This is a genomic window from Nocardia sp. NPDC050799 (assembly GCF_040654015.1).
Taxonomy (GTDB): domain Bacteria; phylum Actinomycetota; class Actinomycetes; order Mycobacteriales; family Mycobacteriaceae; genus Nocardia.
The window spans coordinates 83,164-103,410 of sequence record NZ_JBFAHF010000002.1; the positions used below are offsets into that span (position 1 = coordinate 83,164).

At 66.0% G+C, this 20,247-nt stretch carries 24 protein-coding genes; 8 read left to right on the forward strand and 16 right to left on the reverse strand.

Annotated elements, in window-relative coordinates; translation table 11 throughout:
• Positions 1-113 precede the first annotated feature (113 nt).
• Entirely contained in the window at positions 114-332 is a 219-nt protein-coding gene (locus AB0H42_RS02980) for a helix-turn-helix domain-containing protein (RefSeq protein ID WP_357048924.1), read from the forward strand.
• Between the two features lie 145 nt (positions 333-477).
• Here the strand turns inward: AB0H42_RS02980 and AB0H42_RS02985 are convergent, their stop codons facing one another.
• The 3 genes from AB0H42_RS02985 to AB0H42_RS02995 all read right to left on the reverse strand — a co-directional run bounded on the left by AB0H42_RS02985 (position 478) and on the right by AB0H42_RS02995 (position 4,442).
• Positions 478-1,971: a SulP family inorganic anion transporter gene (locus tag AB0H42_RS02985; protein ID WP_357049535.1), complete on the reverse strand. Its 1,494-nt coding sequence runs from the start codon at positions 1,969-1,971 to the stop codon at positions 478-480.
• Positions 1,972-2,434: 463 nt separating this feature from the next.
• On the reverse strand, positions 2,435-3,283 hold the full coding sequence (locus AB0H42_RS02990) for an LLM class flavin-dependent oxidoreductase (protein WP_357048927.1): 849 nt from the start codon (positions 3,281-3,283) through the stop codon (positions 2,435-2,437).
• A gap of 229 nt (positions 3,284-3,512) precedes the next feature.
• Positions 3,513-4,442 (reverse strand): zinc-binding dehydrogenase, encoded by a 930-nt coding sequence (locus AB0H42_RS02995; RefSeq protein WP_357048930.1) that lies wholly within the window; start codon positions 4,440-4,442, stop codon positions 3,513-3,515.
• A 136-nt stretch (positions 4,443-4,578) separates the two neighbouring features.
• On the opposite strand from AB0H42_RS02995, the gene AB0H42_RS03000 reads away from it, so the two are divergent.
• Together AB0H42_RS03000 and AB0H42_RS03005 are read left to right on the forward strand one after the other, a co-directional pair.
• Positions 4,579-5,229, forward strand: coding sequence for a TetR family transcriptional regulator (locus AB0H42_RS03000; RefSeq protein WP_357048933.1), 651 nt, complete (start codon positions 4,579-4,581; stop codon positions 5,227-5,229).
• 196 nt (positions 5,230-5,425) lie between these two features.
• Positions 5,426-6,286: a methyltransferase domain-containing protein gene (locus AB0H42_RS03005; protein WP_357048936.1), complete on the forward strand. Its 861-nt coding sequence runs from the start codon at positions 5,426-5,428 to the stop codon at positions 6,284-6,286.
• Between the two features lie 19 nt (positions 6,287-6,305).
• On the opposite strand, the gene AB0H42_RS03010 is transcribed toward AB0H42_RS03005, so the two are convergent.
• Positions 6,306-6,854: an AAA family ATPase gene (locus AB0H42_RS03010; protein WP_357049538.1), complete on the reverse strand. Its 549-nt coding sequence runs from the start codon at positions 6,852-6,854 to the stop codon at positions 6,306-6,308.
• A gap of 226 nt (positions 6,855-7,080) precedes the next feature.
• Between AB0H42_RS03010 and AB0H42_RS03015 the strand changes: the two genes are divergently transcribed.
• The gene (locus AB0H42_RS03015; RefSeq protein ID WP_357048939.1) at positions 7,081-7,479 is read left to right on the forward strand and encodes a DUF3558 family protein; all 399 of its coding nucleotides are present in this window, start codon (positions 7,081-7,083) and stop codon (positions 7,477-7,479) included.
• A gap of 372 nt (positions 7,480-7,851) precedes the next feature.
• Here the strand turns inward: AB0H42_RS03015 and AB0H42_RS03020 are convergent, their stop codons facing one another.
• The 4 genes from AB0H42_RS03020 to AB0H42_RS03035 form a co-directional block, all read right to left on the reverse strand.
• Positions 7,852-8,322, reverse strand: coding sequence for a DIP1984 family protein (locus AB0H42_RS03020; protein WP_357048942.1), 471 nt, complete (start codon positions 8,320-8,322; stop codon positions 7,852-7,854).
• Positions 8,323-8,532: 210 nt separating this feature from the next.
• Positions 8,533-8,994: a hypothetical protein gene (locus AB0H42_RS03025; protein ID WP_357048945.1), complete on the reverse strand. Its 462-nt coding sequence runs from the start codon at positions 8,992-8,994 to the stop codon at positions 8,533-8,535.
• Complete coding sequence (locus tag AB0H42_RS03030; protein ID WP_357048948.1) at positions 8,991-9,968, reverse strand: hypothetical protein; 978 nt, start codon at positions 9,966-9,968, stop codon at positions 8,991-8,993. The genes AB0H42_RS03025 and AB0H42_RS03030 overlap by 4 nt, the downstream gene beginning before the upstream one ends.
• Before the next feature lie 19 nt (positions 9,969-9,987).
• Complete coding sequence (locus tag AB0H42_RS03035) at positions 9,988-10,452, reverse strand: hypothetical protein (protein WP_357048951.1); 465 nt, start codon at positions 10,450-10,452, stop codon at positions 9,988-9,990.
• 647 nt (positions 10,453-11,099) lie between these two features.
• On the opposite strand from AB0H42_RS03035, the gene AB0H42_RS03040 reads away from it, so the two are divergent.
• Positions 11,100-11,819 carry a DUF3558 family protein gene (locus AB0H42_RS03040; protein ID WP_357049541.1) on the forward strand — a complete coding sequence of 240 codons (720 nt, stop codon included), beginning with the start codon at positions 11,100-11,102 and terminating at the stop codon, positions 11,817-11,819.
• A gap of 399 nt (positions 11,820-12,218) precedes the next feature.
• Here the strand turns inward: AB0H42_RS03040 and AB0H42_RS03045 are convergent, their stop codons facing one another.
• From AB0H42_RS03045 to AB0H42_RS03055, 3 genes are all read right to left on the reverse strand, one after another.
• Positions 12,219-12,617, reverse strand: coding sequence for a hypothetical protein (locus AB0H42_RS03045; RefSeq protein WP_357048954.1), 399 nt, complete (start codon positions 12,615-12,617; stop codon positions 12,219-12,221).
• Positions 12,593-13,975 carry a hypothetical protein gene (locus AB0H42_RS03050; RefSeq protein ID WP_357048957.1) on the reverse strand — a complete coding sequence of 461 codons (1,383 nt, stop codon included), beginning with the start codon at positions 13,973-13,975 and terminating at the stop codon, positions 12,593-12,595. The genes AB0H42_RS03045 and AB0H42_RS03050 overlap by 25 nt, the downstream gene beginning before the upstream one ends.
• 315 nt (positions 13,976-14,290) lie before the next feature.
• Positions 14,291-14,602: a WXG100 family type VII secretion target gene (locus tag AB0H42_RS03055; RefSeq protein WP_357048960.1), complete on the reverse strand. Its 312-nt coding sequence runs from the start codon at positions 14,600-14,602 to the stop codon at positions 14,291-14,293.
• A gap of 205 nt (positions 14,603-14,807) precedes the next feature.
• On the opposite strand from AB0H42_RS03055, the gene AB0H42_RS03060 reads away from it, so the two are divergent.
• Entirely contained in the window at positions 14,808-15,008 is a 201-nt protein-coding gene (locus AB0H42_RS03060) for a hypothetical protein (protein WP_357048962.1), read from the forward strand.
• Positions 15,009-15,350: 342 nt separating this feature from the next.
• On the opposite strand, the gene AB0H42_RS03065 is transcribed toward AB0H42_RS03060, so the two are convergent.
• The 5 genes from AB0H42_RS03065 to AB0H42_RS03085 form a co-directional block, all read right to left on the reverse strand.
• Positions 15,351-15,791, reverse strand: coding sequence for a PIN domain-containing protein (locus AB0H42_RS03065; RefSeq protein WP_357048965.1), 441 nt, complete (start codon positions 15,789-15,791; stop codon positions 15,351-15,353).
• Positions 15,788-16,003: a type II toxin-antitoxin system VapB family antitoxin gene (locus AB0H42_RS03070; protein ID WP_357048968.1), complete on the reverse strand. Its 216-nt coding sequence runs from the start codon at positions 16,001-16,003 to the stop codon at positions 15,788-15,790. The genes AB0H42_RS03065 and AB0H42_RS03070 overlap by 4 nt, the downstream gene beginning before the upstream one ends.
• A gap of 347 nt (positions 16,004-16,350) precedes the next feature.
• On the reverse strand, positions 16,351-17,295 hold the full coding sequence (locus AB0H42_RS03075) for a DUF4357 domain-containing protein (protein WP_357048971.1): 945 nt from the start codon (positions 17,293-17,295) through the stop codon (positions 16,351-16,353).
• 118 nt (positions 17,296-17,413) lie between these two features.
• Positions 17,414-17,914, reverse strand: coding sequence for a DNA-directed RNA polymerase subunit beta (locus AB0H42_RS03080; protein WP_357048974.1), 501 nt, complete (start codon positions 17,912-17,914; stop codon positions 17,414-17,416).
• Between the two features lie 195 nt (positions 17,915-18,109).
• On the reverse strand, positions 18,110-18,433 hold the full coding sequence (locus AB0H42_RS03085) for a hypothetical protein (protein WP_357048977.1): 324 nt from the start codon (positions 18,431-18,433) through the stop codon (positions 18,110-18,112).
• Between the two features lie 274 nt (positions 18,434-18,707).
• On the opposite strand from AB0H42_RS03085, the gene AB0H42_RS03090 reads away from it, so the two are divergent.
• Positions 18,708-19,601: a helix-turn-helix transcriptional regulator gene (locus AB0H42_RS03090; RefSeq protein WP_357048980.1), complete on the forward strand. Its 894-nt coding sequence runs from the start codon at positions 18,708-18,710 to the stop codon at positions 19,599-19,601.
• A complete protein-coding gene (locus AB0H42_RS03095; RefSeq protein WP_357048983.1) occupies positions 19,589-19,804 on the forward strand; it encodes a DUF397 domain-containing protein in 216 nt (71 codons plus the stop codon). Before AB0H42_RS03090 ends, AB0H42_RS03095 begins: the two co-directional genes overlap by 13 nt.
• Positions 19,805-20,247: the final 443 nt, after the last annotated feature.

Sequence of the window (20,247 nt, forward strand, 5' to 3'; positions counted from 1 at the left end):
ACTCCGAGCACGGCCGACTCGTAGGGGGCGATGACTGTTGTGGAGTGCGATGACTCCGGCGGCCGGGGCCGCTCGGTGTCCGGGGAATCGGCTCGCCGCGTTGAGCTGACCCGATGGCGCGGGCGCGTGGTGCCGTTCAGTTGACGGTCGACGACTGGTTACAGGCCGGCTACACCGTGCTGGCGGAGGAGGGTTTCCGGGCGCTCGAACTGGACGAGATCTGCCGGCGTCTCGGGGTCACCAAAGGCAGTTTCTACCATCACTTCTCCGATAAAGGCCCGCCCGGCCGAGCTGACGGTATTGCACTGTCCACCCCCGTTCCGGATCCGTGATCTCCGACCAGGCTACGCGCGGTCGCCGGGTGCGCTGCGGCTCCGATCGCGAGATCCGCCGATCTCCGTGGTGCCCGGCCCATTGCTACCGGGCTCGGGGCCGGTGGGCGAGCGTATCGGCGAATCCTTGTGACGGAGAACCGGTTCAGTGCCCGCCGGTCAGATGACCCGACAACCGCCGGTGCCGCGCCACCGAGGCCGGATTCAGGCCCCGGATCGTCACTCGTTTGCCCTTCGCGGCGTACTTCGTGGTGATGGCGTCGAGCGCGGCCACGGTGGAAGCGTCCCAGATATGCGCTTCGGACAGATCGAGCACGATCTCGGCGGGGTCTCCGCTGTAGTCGAATCGGTGGACGAGATCGTTGCTGGAGGCGAAGAACAGTTCGCCGCGCACCGTGTAGACGCGGGTGGTGTCGTCGGAAACCGCGGTCGCGACGGGTACGACCTCGGTGAAACTCGCGACCCGGTGTGTGAAGGCGACCATCGCGGCGACGACACCGGTGACCACGCCGTAGGCCAGGTTGTGGGTGAGGACGGTGACGGCGACGGTCAGCAGCATGACCGTGGTCTCGGCGATCGGCATCCGCCGCAGTGTCGCCGGAGCCAGCGAATGCCAGTCCATCGCGGTGATCGACACCATGATCATGACCGCCACCAGGGCCGCCATCGGGATCCGCGCGACCAGCCCGCCGAGCCCGACCACCAGGATCAGCAGGAACACCCCGGCCAGGAAGGTGGAGATGCGGGTGCGGGCGCCGGCGATTTTCACGTTCATCACGGTCTGTCCGATCACCGCGCAGCCGCCCAGGCCGCCGAAGAATCCGGTGACGATATTGGCGAGGCCCTGGCCCCAGCTCTCGCGTGTCTTGTTCGACGGGGTATCGGTGATGCCGTCGACGAGTTCGGCGGTCATCAGCGATTCCAGCAGTCCGACCACTGCCATCGCGAAGGCGTAGGGGGCGACGATCCGCAGGGTTTCGAGGTTCCACGGCACCTCGGGCAGCAGCGGGAGCGGCAGGGCAGACGGCAGGTCGCCCTGCCCGCCGACATCGGGCACGTGCAGCCCGAAGGCCACGGTGACCGCGGTGAGCGCGACGACCGCCACCAGGGGCGCGGGCACCGCGGTGGTGAGCCTGGGGAGCACTGCGATGATGAGGACCCCCACCCCTACCAGCGGATACACCAGCCACGGCACCCCGATCAACTGGGGGAGCTGGGCGAGGAAGACCAGCATCGCCAGCGAGTTGACCACGCCGACCATCACACTGCGCGGTATGAACCGCATCAGTTTCGCGACCCCCGCCACACTGAGCGCGATCTGCAGGACACCGGCCAGGATCACCGTGGCCAACAGATAGTCGAGCCCGTGCTCGCGCACGACCGGCGCGACCACGAACGCCACGGCGCCGGTCGCCGCGGAGATCATGGCCCGGCGGCCACCGGTGAACGCGATGGTGACCGCCATGGTGAACGACGCGAACAACCCCACCCGCGGGTCCACGCCCGCGATGACGGAGAAGGCGATCGCCTCCGGAATCAAGGCCAGCGCCACGACGAGCCCGGCCAGCACTTCGGTACGCAGCAGTTTCGGGCTGCGCAGCGCCGCCGCCACCGAGGTATCGGAGTGGTCGGTGCGCATTGCCGTGGCCACGGTGGCTGTCTCCGTTCACTGAGCGCGGCCGCGGCCGCACGGCCGGGGCGGACCGGCACGGGTATCGGGGAATCCGAGGGGGGTGAAGGAATCGTTGGAGGACGAAGTCCGAAACCGGCCCTGCCGCCGGACAGCGGTGGGCGGCGAACACTCGGCGCGGTGACTCTACCTTCCCGTCCGGGTCGGGTCTCGCAAGGGCCGCCGATCCGTCAGCGGGTCGACCGGTCCGGTACCACCGGGCCGACGCGTCCTGGCCTCGACAAGACCGCCGACGCCTTTTCCGCGACCGGGCCCACTCGCGGAATTGGTTGCATGTCGTGTTCAGCGATCCGGCACCCGCGTTTCTATGTCGGGAGTCCTGAGGGTCCGGACTCCGGGGCTCGGATCGCCGCCGCCCGGCCACAGCGCGGACGGCGGCGCTTTCATCTCCTCGCGACCTGCGCGGACCTGATCAGCCGATCAGGTCCGCCAGGCGATCGACCTGGTCCGGGTCGGTGCCGTAGCAGTACAGCATGATCTCGTCTGCGCCCAGGTCGGTGAATTGCCGTATCGCCGCGTGGATCTCGTCCGGCGTCGTGCGCATCCCCGACACCACGTTCTCGGCCCAGTCGGTGAAGGCGTAGTAGGCGCCGATGGCCGCCCGGGCCTCGTCGACGACCGATTGCGGTCCGAGCGCGACATTGACCTGGGCGACGATCCGCGGTGCCCCCTGCCGTCCGTGCTCGTGCCAGGATCGGCGGACCGAATCGAACAGCCCTGCACACCACTGTGCCGGTGCCGCGGACAGGAATCCGTCGCCCCAGCGGGCGACACGTTCCAGCGCGACGGGCCGGAACCCGCCGAAGAGGATCGGCGGTCCGCTGCGGCGAACCGGTGCGGGCCCGATCGGCCCGCAGTCGCCGCCGAACGGTTCGCCGGACCACAATCCGCGCAGTTGCGCGAGTTGCTCGTCCATCCGGCGGCCGCGGGTGTGCAGGTCCACTCCCGCCGCCAGGTGGTCGTCGGCGCGGCCGCCGACGCCGAGCCCGAGCACCAGCCTGCCGCCGGACATACGGTCCAGCGTGGCGACCTGTTTCGCCAGCAGAGCGGTATCGCGCAGCGGGGCGAGCAGGACCTCGGTCTGTACCTTGATCCGGCTGGTGGCACCGGCGAGCACCGACAGCGCCACCAGCGGTTCGGGGTTGTCGTAGACGAGGCGGTCGAGCAGGCCGAGGGTCGAGAACGGCCCCGCGTCGGCACGGCGTGCCCAATCGAGCAGGACGGCGGGGTCGGCGATGGGGAGTCCGAGTCCGATGTGCATGGAATTCCTCCGGAAAAATGGGTGGGCAAAATACGCCGCCCACTCCATCGCCCGGTTCGTTCGGGCGCGGGCTCCCACTCTGCGGCTGTACTTCCGGGGAGCTCCGATCGGATCACGCCGACTATAGGCGCGAATACGACCGTCCACAAAAGAAATCCGCCGGCGGCCTTCTCGGCCTGCGGGCCCCGGCCCGGAGACCGGGTGCACGATGCGTCCGCGACGACGGTGGTCATCCCACTTCCAGCACCGCCTTCCCGTGCAGGCGGCGCGACAGCAGCGCCTCGGCCGCCTCGCCGACCCGGGTCCAATCGCCCTGCCAGGCGATACTCGGCCGCAGTGTCCGGATCGCGACCTGCCGGGCCAGCCAGCTCAGATCTGGTCCGAGGTCGCGACACGCCAGGAGGAAGAAGGAGGTGACCGACCGGTCGTGCCGGCCCTGATCGCCGAAGAACGCCCCATAGGGGAACGTCTCGTCCGTGCCGGCCGAATGCCCGACCGCGACCACCGTGCCGCCCTCGGCGAGACGCTGGTAGGCATCGACCAGCTGGCTGCCACCCACCAGATCAATGGCGCCGTGGACCGGAGCGTCCAGGTCACGGGCGCCGGTGACGACCTCGGCCGCTCCGAGTTCGCGCAGACCCGCGCCGTGCGCGGCGGGGTCGCCGGTCGCCGCGACGATATGCGCGCCACCGAGCCGGGCGAGCTGGACCGTGTACCGGCCGGTGCCGCCGGTCGCTCCGGTGATCAATACCCGCCGCCCCAGCACGGGGCCGAGCCGGTGCAGGGCCCGCAGCGCGGTGGTCGCGGCGACCGGCACGGTGCTGAGCGCCGCCGGTTCCGCGTCGGCCGGGGCCGTACCGATCAGGTCGGTGTCCACCGCGCGGAACTCCGCCCAGGCGCCGGACCAGCCGAGGGTGACCACCGATGTCCCGGCCGGTGGGCCCGAGCCGTCGGCGGCGGCCTGTTCCACGATTCCCGCCGCGTCCCAGCCCAGTACCGCATCCTGCGGTGCGTCCTCGCGCGCGAACCGGACCTCACCGTAGTTGAGCGATGTCGCCGTCACCCGTATCAGCGCCTGATGCGGTGCCGGGTCCGGATCGGGTGCCTCGCCGATACGTAATCCGGCCGGAACGGAACGGTCGACCATCAATGCGCGCATGACACAGCGCCTTTCGAGTGCGGAGAGCTTCGATGTGACACCGGGTGCGGTGCCATCACCTCAAAATGCCACTTAGTGGCAAATGGCGTCAAGGGGCGATAGGAATCGAGGGGCGGCCGGACGCTATCCTGTCCCTATGGCCGACGCTGCGCTGGACCGGCCGCCGCTGCGCGAGCGCAAGAAACTACGCACGCGCCAGGCGCTGGTCGACACCGCTCTGGAACTGTTCACGGAGAACGGGTTCGACAGCACCACTCTCGATGAACTCTGCGACGCGGTCGAGGTCTCCAAACGCACCTTCTTCCGTACCTTCACCAGCAAAGAAGACGTCGCCATGGCCCCGCTGCGGGACCTGTGGGCCGCCTTCCTCGGCGAGCTGGAAACCCGCGAGCCCGGTACCGGATCGCTCTACGGAATCCTGCAGGACAGTGTGCTCGCGGCATTGGAACGAATGCCCGCGCAAGGCTGGGCCGACCGCGCCGCCCGCAGCCACCGTCTCGCGCAGTCCACGCCCTCCATGGGCGCGAACAACCTCCAATTCTGTGACCGCACCATCCGCGAAGCACTGGAGATCCTGCACCACCGTTTCGGCGCCGGACTTCCCGCCGACCAGCGCACTCGTCTGGCCCTGGATATCGTGGTCGCCGCATTCCACTGCGGTATGGAAGCGTGGAGCAGCAGCTCCGGTGAGCGAGATATCGACCACCTCGCGAACCACCTCCGGGAATCTTTCACCGCCGCACCCGAAGCGCTCGTTCTGGTGCCGGATCCACGAGCCGCCGGCTGAACCGGCGTTCGGCTCTGGATGGTCGAATAGCCCGTCTCTCGTCTCGTTCCGCCGCGCTGGGATGGCATCAAGGCCAGGTGCCCTCGTAGTCGTGGTCGTACCGGCGACAACCGCGTCTCATTCGCGCCCGAACCGCCACCGAATCGATGCCGAGCGGGCGCCGGGACACCGCCCGACCTGGCTAATGTCGGAATCCGTGCCGAGCGAACCCGAGCAGCCCGTACGGCCGCCGTCGTTCCATCTCGATGACATCGCGACCGCGCGCACCGACGATGCGACGTCCGGCGGTGACCCGATGGCCTTGCTCGTCGCTGCCCTCGATCTGCAGGCCGCCCTCCCCGGGATCAGGCGTATGCGCCACTGGGCCCACGCGGCGCTGGCCGTCGGCGCCGGGGAGCGAGCTCTCGATATCGGCTCGGGGACCGGCTCGGAAGTGCTGGAGTTCGCCCGCCGGGTCGGGCCCGAGGGGCAGGCTGTCGGTATCGAACCGAACCCGGCGATGCTCGCCGTGGCACGCGAGCGGGCCGCCGAGGCGGGGGCGCGGTGCCGGTTCGTCGAAGCCGACGCCTACAGGCTGCCGTTCGACGACGACTACTTCGACGCGGTGCGCAGCGAGCGCGTCTACCAGCACCTCGACGATCCGGCCGCCGCCACCGCGGAGATCGCCCGAGTCCTGCGGCCGGGCGGCCGGGTGGTACTGGTGGACAGCGACTGGCAGACCGCCATCCTGCACCCCGGCGACACCGGAGTGGTCGCGCGGATGATCGCCGCCATGCTCGAGTCCACCCCCAATTCCAGATCCGGCCGGTCCCTGCGCGGCCGGCTGGTGGCGGCCGGGTTCGAGATCGACGATATGGGTTCGGAAGCGGTGATCTGGGATCCGGCTGCCGCGCGCCCCATGTTCGACGAGGTGGGCGGTGCCGCGCTGGCTCGGGAGGTGATCACCGAACAGGAACGTGACGATCTCCTCGCCGCCATCGAAGCGGGTGTCGCGGTCGGTGACTATCACCTGTCGGTCACCATGTTCGCCGTCCTCGGCCACCTCCCGCTTCGCTGATCCGCGGTTCCCGGCGCCCCTACCCGCCGTGCGGTGGGCAGATATCGAAGGCGGGCTTCGCTGCCACCCGGGCGATTTCGGCCGCGAGCTCCGCGTGGTCGACCGGTCTCGTGGTGTCGACCGGCAGCACCGGCCCGAACCCCAGCGGCGTTGCCCGCGCCGCCCAGATATCCCAATCCGCGGCGAGGCGCTGTTCGTCCCGATACAGCGCGGTGCGCCGCCGGGCCGCATAGCGAGCCCGGGCGACCTCGATTGTTGCATCGCACCAGATTTCGGCGAACCGACCGGGCGCCACCAACTCGACCCCGGTCTGCGCGAACCGGAAATCGCGCGGGCGGAACCACCAGGAGTCGACGACCACATCGCGCGGCGCCGCACGGGCCAGGGCCCAGATGGTATCCATCGCGATACCACCGAGATCGGGTGCGGTGTCGCTCTCGATGAGGCAGCCGGCAAGGGCCTCCTTGACGGCGTCCTTCGACAGGAACTCCGCTCGCAATATCGGGGCGAGGGTCGCACCGAGAGTCGACTTGCCCGATCCCGGCAGACCGTTCACCAGTACCAACATTTTGTTCACGGGACCATTGTCACCGCCGGGCACCCGGACCCGCGAACCCCGCCGGTCCAGCCACCCTGTGGACGTTGCGGCGGGCGTCCTGCTCCCGTACTACATTCCGGTGGACTCGTTGGGGAGTCATCGGCCACCACCGTCGCCGATTCAGCCGGCCGGACAGTGGGGACGATAGGCTCGTGGTACTGCGACGGGGCTCATTCCAGGCGAACAGCCAGGGAGTGTGGGTTTCGGTCCCGGGAGCCGTCCACGGCAGGCAGCCGAAATCACTGGCAGCTCGTTGTTGACGAAAATCGGCTGTAGTTTCCGTCGGTACTCGACGGTCAACGGCGAAAAAATGCCCACCATGTCGCTCAACATCACCACGAGTACGGAATCGCTTACCGAAATCGGCGGCGACAAGGACCACGAGGTTCTCGACTCGGCGCCGATCAACGGCCGGCCTGCCGTCGTCTACCGGGTGGCAGGGACGACACCGCCGGCGTGCGAAGCCGCTGTCGAAGTGCCCGACGGGACGTTCGGTGTCACGTTGACGGTAGCTCCCGGGGCGGCGGACGCTCCGGACCCCTGCGGTGAGATCCGCAAGGTCGCCAGTGTATTGGCGAGCGTGCTCGACAAGTGAGACGACAGCCGGCCCGAGCACAGGTGGATCGGTAAGGCCGACACGGTGGTCAGGGCGATTTCCACCGGCCGCGGTAGATCTCGCCAACCAGGTTCGCCGACCGTGCAGACGCCCAGGTACACCGCGCTACGCTGCGGGCAGCGCCGAAATGGCAGTGGAGTACCCCGTACCCGCCCTCACCGTGACGGATCCGCACCCGGTTGTGTGTTGTGCGCTGTGCGCGCTCACCTGTGCGCGTTGCTGGGCTGCGATGTGAGAACGGGGAGTCGAACCCCTCGCACTGCCCTTCGTGCGCCAGGAGGTGACCGATTACCCGTCGGTCCAGCGGGTCGGTGCGCGCCTCCGTACCGGCTACCTGCTCCACTGCTGTGATCAATCCAGTAGGTCGACCTCCCAGTTGGCGCGCTGGATCCGCACATCCAGTTCACGCAGCTGCGCGGCGAGCCCATCGGCCCGCGCGCGGAGTTCGGCGACCGGCAGCGCGGACAGGATCTTCAACTCCGACCGGAGCTGCCGGGCGTAGCCGCCCCGGTTCTTCCCCGCGGCGGCGTCGGCGGCGTCGGTGATCACCGAATGCCGCAACCGCAGCGCGTCCCGGCGGGCGAGCGCGTCGGTCAAAGTACCGTCCGCGCCGAGATTCGTGGTGGCGTTGGTGCGATTGATCCGTCGGATCAGCGCTTCGTACTCCTCGAGCACCTCGCCGGCTTCGCCGAGCAGCGCCGCGGCATCCTCGGCGGGCTCCTCGCCCTCCTGGAACCGGGCATTGCCCACGATCCGGGCGCGCAGTTGTTCGATACGGCGCACCGCGTCCGCACGCAACGACAGGGCCTCTGCTAGCTTCACATCCCTACTTTCGGTCACGACCACGAAGGTTCGAGTATGTCGTATACGGACGGGGTGGTCCTGTTCGGTACGACTCCGCCTCGATCACGGATCCTCTACGACCCGCGCGGCGCCCTGTCGAATATCACCCACTCCGTGGCGCACTGAATTGAGCCGGGTCAGGTCAACTCCGACTCGCTCGGAAGGACGTTCCTGTTGCAGGGGCACGCGTCAGACGAGCCAAGATCGCCCATCTGGATAGTCGTCGAAATCGTCGGGCCAATCAGAGGGGCCGACAGTGCCGGGCTCGGGCCGTGGACGCATCAGCGGAACCTCCGGCGGGCGAGGCGCCGCGCGCCAATTCCAGATGAACCGGTCCGACGACTTGATCTCGGCCACCTCCGGCGGAAGCGGTCGAGCCCAGATCTCGATTTCGGACCACTGGCACTCACCACGCTGCACCCGCATCCAGTAGGCGGTGAGTTCCGGCGAGGCGCCGGGTCGTATGGCCAGCGCCTGCATGAATTCCTCGGTGACCTCGGTCGGCTCGTCGAGGAAGGCCTGCATATCGAACTCGTCCATGCGGATACGCGCGGTGCGGAGGTCGTCGACGGCGCTCAGCAGCTTGCGGTACGCGGCTTCGACAGCCGGATCGACATCCGGATCGCGGTCGGAGAAGTTATGCGGTTTCATCCGTTCGCCCAAGGTTGTTGGCCCGTGCCCACGTCATAGGATCGGTTCGGGCGGTTGTTGGTCTGCGACAGATCGGCCGCGAGTCTCGCGTCGTTCATGATGTCCACTGCCTTGACCCCCTTGGCGAACGGCTCCACCAATTGCTCGAATTTCTGGTTGGCCTGGTCGCGGGCGAATTGCGCGGGATCGCGAAGCACCTCCAAGAACTTCTGGACCGCCTCGACCAGCTTCCTGATCTGATCGACCAAATTCACCGCGCGCTCGATAATATCCTTGATCTTGAACGCCAGTTCGGTGATCTGGGCGGTCCAGCCCACGACCGGAATCTTCTTGAAGGCGAACTTGAATGCGTCCGTTACGCCGTCGATCTTGACCTGGCTTTCGAGCATTTCCCACAGCCAAGTGAGCACACTGCGAATCGCGTCGCGGATTTCATCCGAGACCGTGCCCAAGCCCTCGGAGATGATTCGCCCCGTAGGGCCTTCCCACTTCATCGCGGCGATCTGACGGGCGGACCAGTCGCTGAACGCGAGTGCCGCCTGTCCGTCCCAATATGCGTCGACGCGCTTGGCGCCCGATTCCAGGTTCTTTCCACATGCTTCGAGCGCCTGGCCGGCGATCTTGTACGCCTCGCCGATCCGGCGGATCTCGGTCCAGTTGCCCGGGATCGGCTTCAAGGCTTCGCCCAGCGGATCGAACTCCTTGCCGGCAGCCTTGGTCAGGCGTTTCACCGTGTCGTTGACCGCCCCGAGAGGTGGTGCGACGTCCCCGATGAGACCGATCAACTCTTCTTTGTTCGCCGTGGGTGGGTCGAGCTGCACATTCTCCGGTTTCGGGTACGCAACCGCGCCCTCGAAAGCGTTGGTCGCCCCCACCGCCTCCTGATCGGAGAGCACCGGAACCTCCTGGCCCGGGGCGAGCAGATTGACCTTTTGCCGGTTCAGTGCTTCATAGGTCCGGTTGTCCTGGTCCACGTAGAGCCATGCGGCACCCTTACGTGTTCTCTCGAATCGTTCGAATGATGTCGTCGACTGCGCTCACACTGAGTGCCCCCTCCAGACCGATATGTCGGCGCAACACGAAGACCGCGACTTCCGCGGTCGCGGGTGCAGGTGTGGCCACGACCGTGAACTCCGACTCGGCAGGATCACACGAGGCGACTTGCGGCAGTTCGGAAACCGACGCTGTGTAACGGACCGCGGGGCGGCCGTCGAGGCCGAACTCCGTGGGCGGACTTATTTCCACGCGGGGCGGGCGGGTCCCGGGGATCGCGAAGAGAGCGGGTGTTTTCTCGATCTCCTGACGTGCGGCGGTGGCCACGTCTACGCCGTTTCGTCCCCGGACCCCGATGAACGCGAGGGAAGAGGTGTCCGTCTCCGGGCAGTAGTGCGCGCCGTAGTCGCTGACGGCCCCGTAGGTGGCGAGCGTCCCGTGCCCGGACGGACCGGAATAGCCCACGACTGTCTGATTGCTCGGTCGCCACCCATTTCCGGACGGCACCGTATAAGTAAGCCCGTACTTGGTCGGTACCGGCTGCGGCTCACCCTCTGGGACCGAAGTCATCGATGGCGGTTCGAGGCGCGGATGATTCGGTGGCGGGGGCGGATCGGTCGGGCCGATCGGTCGCGGGGGGTTCCAGACAGTCGAATCGCCTGCGGCCGCTCCCTCGTCTTGTACGAAGGGGTTTCCGACCTGGGAGACGAATACCATGATTCCCGCTGCGACAGCGATCGCCGCCACGAGGCGGAGTGCCTGGATACGCCCACTTCTTGCCGGACCGCGGCGGAGGAAGTCACGCAGGAAGGCATCGATGCGGGCACGTCGGTCACGGCTTTTCATGATGCTTCGAAGGGGTTGCCGGGGACGAGACTGTCTACACCGAACCTCGCAGCCGGCTCGCTCAGCCGACGCCGACATATGTAGTTCGAGACCACGACCCCCCTTGGATCTGCGTTCAGTACGCTCTCGGACGATAACACCTGCGGCTGCGGGCGGTGTATATCGGTCGCCGGGCTCCCGTACTACACTCCGGTTGACTCGCAGGTGGGAGTCGCCGGCCACCGTCGTCGATTCAACCGGCCGGACAGTGGGGACGATAGTTCGTGGTGCTACATCGGTGCTCATTCAGGACGAACAGCCAGGGCCACCGTGCTCCGCGCCGATACCTTTCGTCTGCTGTTCCCGCTGCGGCCGTCGGCCTGGCAGCGGTAGTCGGCTTGGTAGCCGGGTGCGGGTCCTCCGAATCGGCGGAGTCTGCACCCATCACGCCATCGGAGGCGAGCACGTCCACTGCGGAATCGTCCGCCGCACCCGCTCCCGCTGCCGAGGGCATCGGCGTACCTGTACCGCCGGCTCCTGGAAATGCAGTGCCCGGTGAGGTCGCATTCGATCCGTGCTTCGAAGTCGAGGATGCACTGATCGACCGGGTGGGGTTCGACCCCGGAAGCCGTCAACGGCAGGCAGCCGAAATCACCGGCAGCTCATTGTTGACGAAGATCGGTTGTAGTTTCCGTCGCTACTCGACGGTCAACGGCGAGAAAATGCCCATCATGTCGCTCAACATCACCACGAGTACGGAATCGGTTACCGACGTCGGCGCCGACAAGGACCATGAGGTTTTCGATTCCGCGCCGATCAACGGCCGTCCTGCCGTTGTCTATCGGGTGGCGGGGACGACCTTGCCGGCGTGCGATGCCGTTGCCGAAGCTCCTGATGGGACGTTCGGTGTCACGTTGACGGCAGCTCCCGGGGCGGCCGATGCTCCGGACCCCTGCGGTGAGATCCGCGAGGCCGCCGCGGTATTGGCGAGCGCGCTCGACGAGTAAGACCGCGTTCACGCAGTACCACTTCTGTCGTGGCCGAGGACGGTAACGCCACGGCAGAAAGTATCACCTCCTAGCCCATCAGGTTCGGCCGCACACCGATTGGAAATGATGAGGATCGACACTGAGGTCGACCGCGCTCTGGTCGAGCACCCGGCGTAGCTGACCGGCTCGCCAGCTCAGCGATCCCAGGGAATCGTTTTGGGCCTGCGCTCCCATAAAAAGAATGGATTTGGATCCTCGACGTACCGAAGTGAATTGCGCCCCCCATCCTCACAATTCGAATTCTACTCATCTAGCACTGCCTTTCGGGATGATCCCGGCGGTGCTGGTAAGGATTCCCGCGGTGACCAAGATACCGTTGCGGACTGTAGTGGGGCTGCGGGGCCGTCCGCGCAATCGTCACAGGTCTCCTGTCGATCTCATGACCTCGCGAGCGGATTTGGCGGCATCGATCACGGACGGCCATCCCGGGTGGGAAAGGTATCCGGAATCGGGCGAATCGCCTAGCTCGTCGATGATCGGATCAAGGCGTTCGGCCAATCGACGGAACGTGTCCACCTCTGTCCGATTTGACAGAATTTGTCCCAGCGTGGCTGTCGGGTCAGGGAGAACCAATGTGTCGTCGTAGAGGATGTGTATGTTCAGGTCGAGGTCATCATAGTAGTTCTCATGAAGATAGATCTGATCGATCCAAACGCGCTGCTGGTACTTACGATCTGCCAATGCGCTCACAGCGCTGAATACCTGGGTACGCATTTCTGGATAACGCACACTCACGGCTGATTCCAGCTCCTCCACTTGAGCCACTCACTGAGCGGGATATGAGCTTCCGGGTGCTGCTGAATGGACTCACCTGGTGGAATAGGTTGCCCATCAGGGCCGAGAACCTTACCTTCCGTGCGCACGACGACATGGTCTACGCGCTGAGAGGGGTTCGGACTCGAGGGGTCGCCCTTATCTATTCGCACACCGTTGCCCTGAGGGTTGTCGGGATCGAGCCACCGCTCCCCTTCCTTCTTTCTGTTGGGCCGCCCGGGGCCCCATTCGTCCGGGACTTTATCGACTGCCTCCTGTGGAGGGAAGGCGGCGGTGGTCTCCTGGGACGAGTCGCTCTCAGTGCTGTCGTCCCCGTCGGTGGCTATGTGGACGCTCATTGCGGCGATGGAGGCCAGCGCGGCGTTGATGCCGTTGGTGGTGAGGTCGGGGATGGCGGTGAAGGCGCCGGAAGCGGTGCCGACTGCGACGACGGAACCGAAGATGATCAGGAGCCGGCTGATGGTGACGGCGTCTTTGATCACTCCGGCGGTGGTGGTGACGATTTCCGCGGTAACTACGACGCCGCCGCCGGCTGCTGCGGGGGCGGCGAGGCCGGCGGAGGCGAAGGCGGCAATTGCGACGATTCCGGCGGTGATGACGATGGCGACGGTGAGTTCTTCAGTGGCGGTGGTGACTGCGGCCTGGATGTCATCGCGCATGTCCGCGAGCGCGTCGCGGTGCTCACCTACCGGTGTGACCAGGGCTCTGGATGCTTGGGCCAGCATTTCCGCGGCTCGGGTCAGGGTGGTGAGCTTGGCTTCGATATCGACGATGTTGGGGTCGGTGCTGCCGGTGAAGGCGGTGTTGACGCCTTTGATCCGGTCGGCCGCGCCGGTGGTGGTGGGGTGTTCGGCGAAGGCCTGCCAGGCGTCTTCGGCTTTGCCGAGTTTGGTGACATCGCCGTTGGGGATGCGGCCGACCCGTGCGAGTAGCCCGGCGACCGCGCCCTCGTCCAGTCCAGGTCCGTTATCGCCTTTTGCGGTGGTAGGGAGCGCCATCCCGGAGTCGTAGAGCGGTTCGGAGGCGCTGGGCCGGTCGGGTTCGGGTCCGCTGGCCTTCGCGCGGTTGGCGTGCCACCAGTTGTAGCCGTTGGCGGCCAGCACATCGCCGAAGCGTTGCAGGGCGTTGGCCAGGGTCGCCGCGAGGGTGACGATATCGGCGGCGTGCTGGTCGTAGCCGGTGGTCCAGGCCGCGGATTTCTCGTGGTCACCGGACATACCACCGCATTCATGGACCAGGGTGCTGTGCAGCGGTCCCAACGCAAGTGAAATATCTCCGGCCAGCAGGTGGCATTTCTGGGCGGCGGCGAAATACATGCCGGAGTCGATGACCCATGCCATGGCTCACCGTCCTGCAGCATTTTCCGGTTGACTTCGGCCGCGGTGGTGTAACGGGTGTGGGCAGTGCGGGCCGCGTCGCTGATATCGGCCAAGCCAGTGGCGATTCACGGGCCCCGGCCGACCACAGCAGGTGGGCGTCGCCGTAGGCGTTGGCGGCTACCGTTTCCCAGGCCCCGTCCAGACCGGCGACTTTGTCGTCGATGAGGTCGAGTTGTTCGGTCAGGTATGCGGCCAGATTCGACAGGCGCGTCACGATGGCGTCGAGGCGTTCGACATCGACGGTGAATGCCGAGTTCATAGGTTCAAACTCGGGAACTACTGGGCGGTTCCGTCGTCGGTGGCCTCATAACTACCGGCCTGAACGCCCAGCTCGGCAGCCATCCCATCCAATGCCTGCATGATTTTGATCCCACCGTCACGAAGCTCGGTCCAGCCGCCGCTGAACTCGTCCGAGGCGTCACCCCGCCAGCCGTCGGCGAGCAGGGCGTCGACTTCTGTGCTCGCCGAATCCAGGCCGGCGCGTAGGTTGCGGGCGATATCGGCGACGAACTGCCCCACCGCTCGTACTTCGTCGGGTACGACGGTGACGGCATCGGTTGGGTTCGGAATCCCCCCAGGATCAGCCATGAGGACGAAGCTATCAGAGTTCGTATGGCAAGGGCCCCTTGTGAATAGTGGGATTGGCCGAGGTGATAGTCGTGGTGGGATCGTTCGGTTGTCCTTGTCGGTCTTTCTCGACGGCGAGCCCGAGGGCCGACGGCACTATGAGGGCCAGGTGTGTCCGGCGGGCATGACGATGCGGGTGATCTGCCGGACTGCCTACGCTCGGAGCGTGGACGATCAGGATCAGTACGCGCGGTACGCGGCGGATCGGCAGGTGCTCCGGACGATCGGTGCCCATCTCGGTAGCGAGGTCGGCCGGGTGGAAGTGCGGATACCCCGGGCAATGGCTGAATACGAACTCGTCGACGCGATGAACACCCGTCTCCGGCAGGTCCGCACCTCGTCGAATATGGCCGTGCAGCTGGTGTGACAGGTGGGTAAGGATCTCCCACCCGGGGCAAATGGTGCATATACGAGGAGCTGAGCGGTATCGCGATCCACCAGATCGTCGGTGGCGACGACGACGATGCGGTGACCACGGCGCGGTTCACCTGGAACGGCCGGGAACTGCACCCCGATCTGCCGCCCGGCACCCCCGAACGGTGACCGGTCATAGGTGATCGGCCACGGCACAAACCCACACGACGATTACGGCGCTCGGTCACATCGCTCGAATCCTCGGGCATATCGATGAGCGCGTTGTTCCTGAATCGCAGCGATCCTGACAGCGAAGTCGGCACAGATCGTACGACCGGTCCCGCCGGTGCGAAGCTCAGCGGATCGAGTCGCGTGGCACGATCCAGCGCTGACGCAGACCGGGGTATGCGGCGGAGATCAGTTCGAAGTGCTTGTCGTAGTGCAGGACCGTGGCGCCGTAGTGGACCGCTGTTGCCGCGATGAGGATATCGGTGGCCTGGGCGGAGCGCCCCTGCCCCGCGGCCCACAGCCGCTGCCGGACGGAGCGGACTATCGGGTCGACGGCCGGATCCATCGGCAGGTAGCGGAACACCTCGGTGTAGATGTGCAGGACCTGCTGGAGTTCGTCGGGGTTGCGGGCGCTGAATGCCGCTTCATCGGTGGTGACGGCGCAGGAGCAGATCACCGCCGCGGAGTCGTTGAGTTGGTCGAACGCCTCGCGGACCGATGCGTGACGCTGAATGCGGGAGACAGCGCTGTGGTCGGCCAGATAGAGGGCACGAACTGCGGGGGTCACCGTGGCGGCTGCTGAGTGCTTTCCTGGGCGATCTCGTGCTCGGATAGAAACGGTTCATTATCGGCGAACCACGCGATGGCGTCATGCTGCTGTTGCTGGCGGACGAGCAGTCGCAGAGCCGTGCGTACGGTCTCTGTCTTCGTCGCCCCGCCGGTGATCTTCCGGGCTTGCTCCATCAGTTCGTCCGGAATATCGATCAGTGTTTTGGTCATGGCTCTCCAATCGGATATATAAATTCCTTCTTCAGGATATCCCAGCGGGTCGGGTGGGTCCAGGCGCACTGCACCGGGGTGCCACCATCGCCGAGCGTAACGGAGGAAGAACACGATGATTGGACAGCTGTCTACCCTCTGGAGGAGTTCCTCGAGGAGCACAGCCAGGATGTGGCAGAGCTTGTTCGCACTTACCGAGCTGTGACCACATGAAAACGATTCAATCTTTGACCGGGTCCATTCATTCAAGTCATTCAAGGTGCATCCTGCTGCCCCGCCGAACTGGGGAAGCGCCGGCGCTCGACCCCGCGCGGTAACCAGTCGGCCAGAAGGTCCGGGTTGGCCGGCTACACCTTGCCCTTGCGCTTCCGGGCCGACTTCCGCAGGTCGTCGAGCAATCGGCCGTCCGTGGTGCGCCAGCAGATCCAGCCGTTGCTAGAGCGGCCCGCCGCGGCCACGGCGGCGCCGGACGGTGAGACATACCGGGTGTTCTGGAATCGCAATCCGCCGTCCGGCTCTACGAACGCTATGTGTCGGAGCCCTTTACGAGGCTGGTCGAATATCAACTGCTGCCCCGGGCGCAACATGCCGAGATCGAGCAGCAACAGCATGTCCTCGTCGTAGTGCGCCTTCCCGGCACTCCGGAACGATCCGGCCGGCGGGACGCGCTCGATCGACGTGTGCTTCGTTGGCGATGCCGATCCGTTCCGTGTTCCTATGCCGGCTTCCCCGGCCGGTGCCACCGGGGAGGCCGGCGCGGCCGGAGCCGATGCGGGTACAGCAGCAGCCGGTGTGCCGAAGACCGTCACCCCGCACAGCGCCAGGAAGATCAGCGCCTCGCGCGTGAACGTTTCCGCTTCGGCCCGAACGGTCGCGGGGACCTCCTTGGGCGCAGTGGAATAGGCGTCGACGACCTCCGCCAGTCCGGTGCGCCGAGCGGCCTCGGCCAGCGACAAGGCAATTCGGCGCGCGAGAACCTTCGGAAAGTCGCCCTCCCGGCCGAGTACGAACAGTTGAGTCCACCGCTGATCGGCACGGAACATCGGAAGATGGTCGACAGCGGAATCGGCATGGCCGACACGGACGCGAACCCGGTGGTCCGCAGTCGAACCGATCAGGACGACGGTTCCGCCCTTGCCGAACTCTTCTAGTTTTTGTGCGGCCTCCACGTCGGCGCGTGGAATGGCGAGAACATGCCCGTCCCATCCGGCGCGACTGAGAATCTTGATGCCGTGGGGATCGCCGTGCGGTAGTTGGACCTGCACAGTGCAACCACGGGAACTGCTCCTCATGAATCCGACCCTAATGCCGTGTCGTGAAGAGCCGGAGGGTATTCGAATCCGCGCCGGCGCAGGTCATCGAAATGGGCGCTGGATGGACGTCCGGTTCGTCGCGGGCACGTTTGGGGCATCAGGTGTGTCCGGTGGGGGTGCGTAGCCAGCCGCCGCGGGCGGCGCAGGCTCGGACGGAGTCGATCACGAGGCGGCCGGAGGGGCGGAAGGGGGAGCGTGGGGGTTGGATCCAGCGGCGGAATAGTTCGCCGCGGTCGGTGGGGGAGGGGAGCGCGATGGTGGCGCCGGTGCGGACGACGGAGACGTCGAGCCGGAACATTTCGGCGAACAGGGCGGTGTCGTCGGGTAGGTCGGGGCGAATGAGGAAGCTCCACCGGCCGGACCTGATATGGGAGATGATGGGTCCCGCGCCGGTGCCGGCGTCGCGGTCGTGGCAGCGTTGCAGGTCTTTCTTGACGGCGAAGCCGAGGGCCGAGGGCATCATGAGGGCCCAGGTGTGTCCGGCGGTCATGACGATGCGGCCGAGTTCGGGTGGGTCGATGTGGGCGGGGAGGTCGCAGACCTGGCGGTAGTAGTGGCAGCGGGTGAGCGGGGTGTCGCCGAGAAAGACGTGATCCATTGCGGGGCTTTCGGGTTGTGGGCGGTGTTCGGGGTGCGCCTGCTGTGCTGTCCGGAGTCGGTAGCGCGGTGGGAGCGCTGGTGATCTGCTCCCCGGCGCGCGACGGTGATGGCTAATTCCGGTCTTCCGGCAGCGTGATCGCCAGTACCAGCACGATCAGCGGCAGACCGATTGCGACGGCGAATCCCAGCGTGGTCACTGTTCGCGCCTCGGCGGGGAGGTGAGTGCGGACCACAGCGGATACACCTCTGTTCCGGTGATCAGGTCGGCGGCCGCGGTGATCGCCTGCCACGGGGTATCGGGTTCGAGTGTGCGGAGGTGGGGGATTATCACCGCGCCGGCGAGGTGTTCGAGTGCGTGCTGGACGGCGATGAGTGCGGCCAATACGGCGGGGGCATCCGTGTGCACCGTGTAGACGATTTTCAGTTTGTGCCTCCGGGTGAGCGCCTCGTATGCTGCCCGGTCGTGGTCGCTGTGCAGGACGGCAACCGCCCGCCTCGACCCGTCTTGATCCGCCACTGTGTAACCCCTCCTGAAGTTCGTGTGAGGCGCCCGGAACCGACGGGCATTGTCCTCACTCGAACCACGAGCGCTGACAGACGCTGGACGGGAGTTGCGGTGGAACTCGGAGTATCTCCCTGCCGGGCACAGACCAAGTTGACCACCGGCTATGGCCGTAGGGAATGTTCCCGAACGAGTTTTCGCGAACAGGAGGCGAAAGTTTCCCAGCGACGGCACAATCGGTTCCAGTACGAACCCGAATCGTCACTGCAACCCACTCCGGAGCACCCCGATGACCGTGAGTTCGACCTCGACCAACTCCACGCTTCCGCGCCGCATCCTCGCGCGTCTTCTCCGCGAAAAGCGTGAGGCAGCCGGTATCTCAGTGGAGGCCGCCCGCCGAGCGATCGGCGTATCCAAACAGACGTTTTGGCGAATGGAGACCGGGCAGCCGACCCGGATCAACCCGCTGTTCATCAGCCACCTTGCCCAGCTTTACCGGGTGGGTGACGAAGAGACTGAAGTGCTGCTCGGCCTCACCGCCGAGACTCAGTCGAAAGGGTGGTGGCATGCCTTCGGCGATGCGATACCCAAGCACTTCGACCTCTACGTCGGCCTGGAGCACGCGGCGAAGCGGTTCAGGTCGTACCACACAATGCTGCTGCCGGGCCTGCTCCAGACCGTCGACTATCGACGCGAGGTGATCTGGGCCGAGTTCCCGGGGATGTCGACCAACGAGGTAGAGCTCCGGCTCGAATTGCATCAGCGACGGCTCGAGCGGCTGCACAGTGAAACCAATCCGCTGGAACTGAACGTCATGGTGGACGAATCCGTTCTGCGTCGCCGGATCGGCTCTTCAGAGATCATGGCCGAGCAGTTGAGCCACCTGATTGCCATCGGTGAGCTCTCCAACGTCGCGGTGCGTGTGGTCCCGCTCGATGTACGCAGGCACAAGGGTGTCGTGACCGGGCACTTCGTCATCCTCGAATTCCCGAATCATCCAACGGCGAACCTCACTGACCCGCCAGTGGTGTACATCCAAGGCTTCACGGGGGCCCTGTACCTGGACAAGCACGACGAGTTCGAGCACTACCGGGACGCGTATGCTGATCTTCGGCGTGTCGCGTTGGATGGGGCCGATAGTCGGCAGCGCATCCGAGAGATTGCAGAGGAGTGGGCTCGTTGAGTGGCGATTTATCGGGGGCGCGTTGGTTCAAGAGCAGCCACAGCTCGGGGAGCCAAGAGTGTGTCGAGGTTGCGCACCTCGCACGGTCCGAGGTTGGTGTCCGGGACTCGAAGAATCCCATTGGACCGGCGCTCGTGTTCGGCCCGACCGCTTGGGACGACTTCACCTCAGCAGTGCGGCAAGGGCAGTTCGAGTCGAACTGACTCAGGTCGGCGTATCGCACGGCCATGCACGCGAATCCGATCGGGAAACACCTAACTGACTCGAACGAGTCGCACCAAGCGAACTGCAGATCGGCGCGAAGTGCGAAGTGTCCAAGCGCCGACCGCGCCGCGTTCGCCCGGGCATACGGCTACGACCTGCTCGAATGGTCCGACTGGACACTGCTGCGGGACATCACCGAGTACCACACGCTTGGTTCCTACATTCGAATCGCCGCCGAGACACATAGAGCCGCACACGAACTCCGCGCCGTGTGAAATCACTGCGCACTGGTGACCGCGACGTCATCAGGCAGACGGTCGGTTGAACTGTCGTGGCCGGAGATCGCTACGTCGGCGGAAAGACAGCCCAACCCGCCGACTCCGGCTGCGGGTGTCCGAAGATGGGCTGCTTTCCGAGACACAGCAGCGCGGCCGGCACGGTT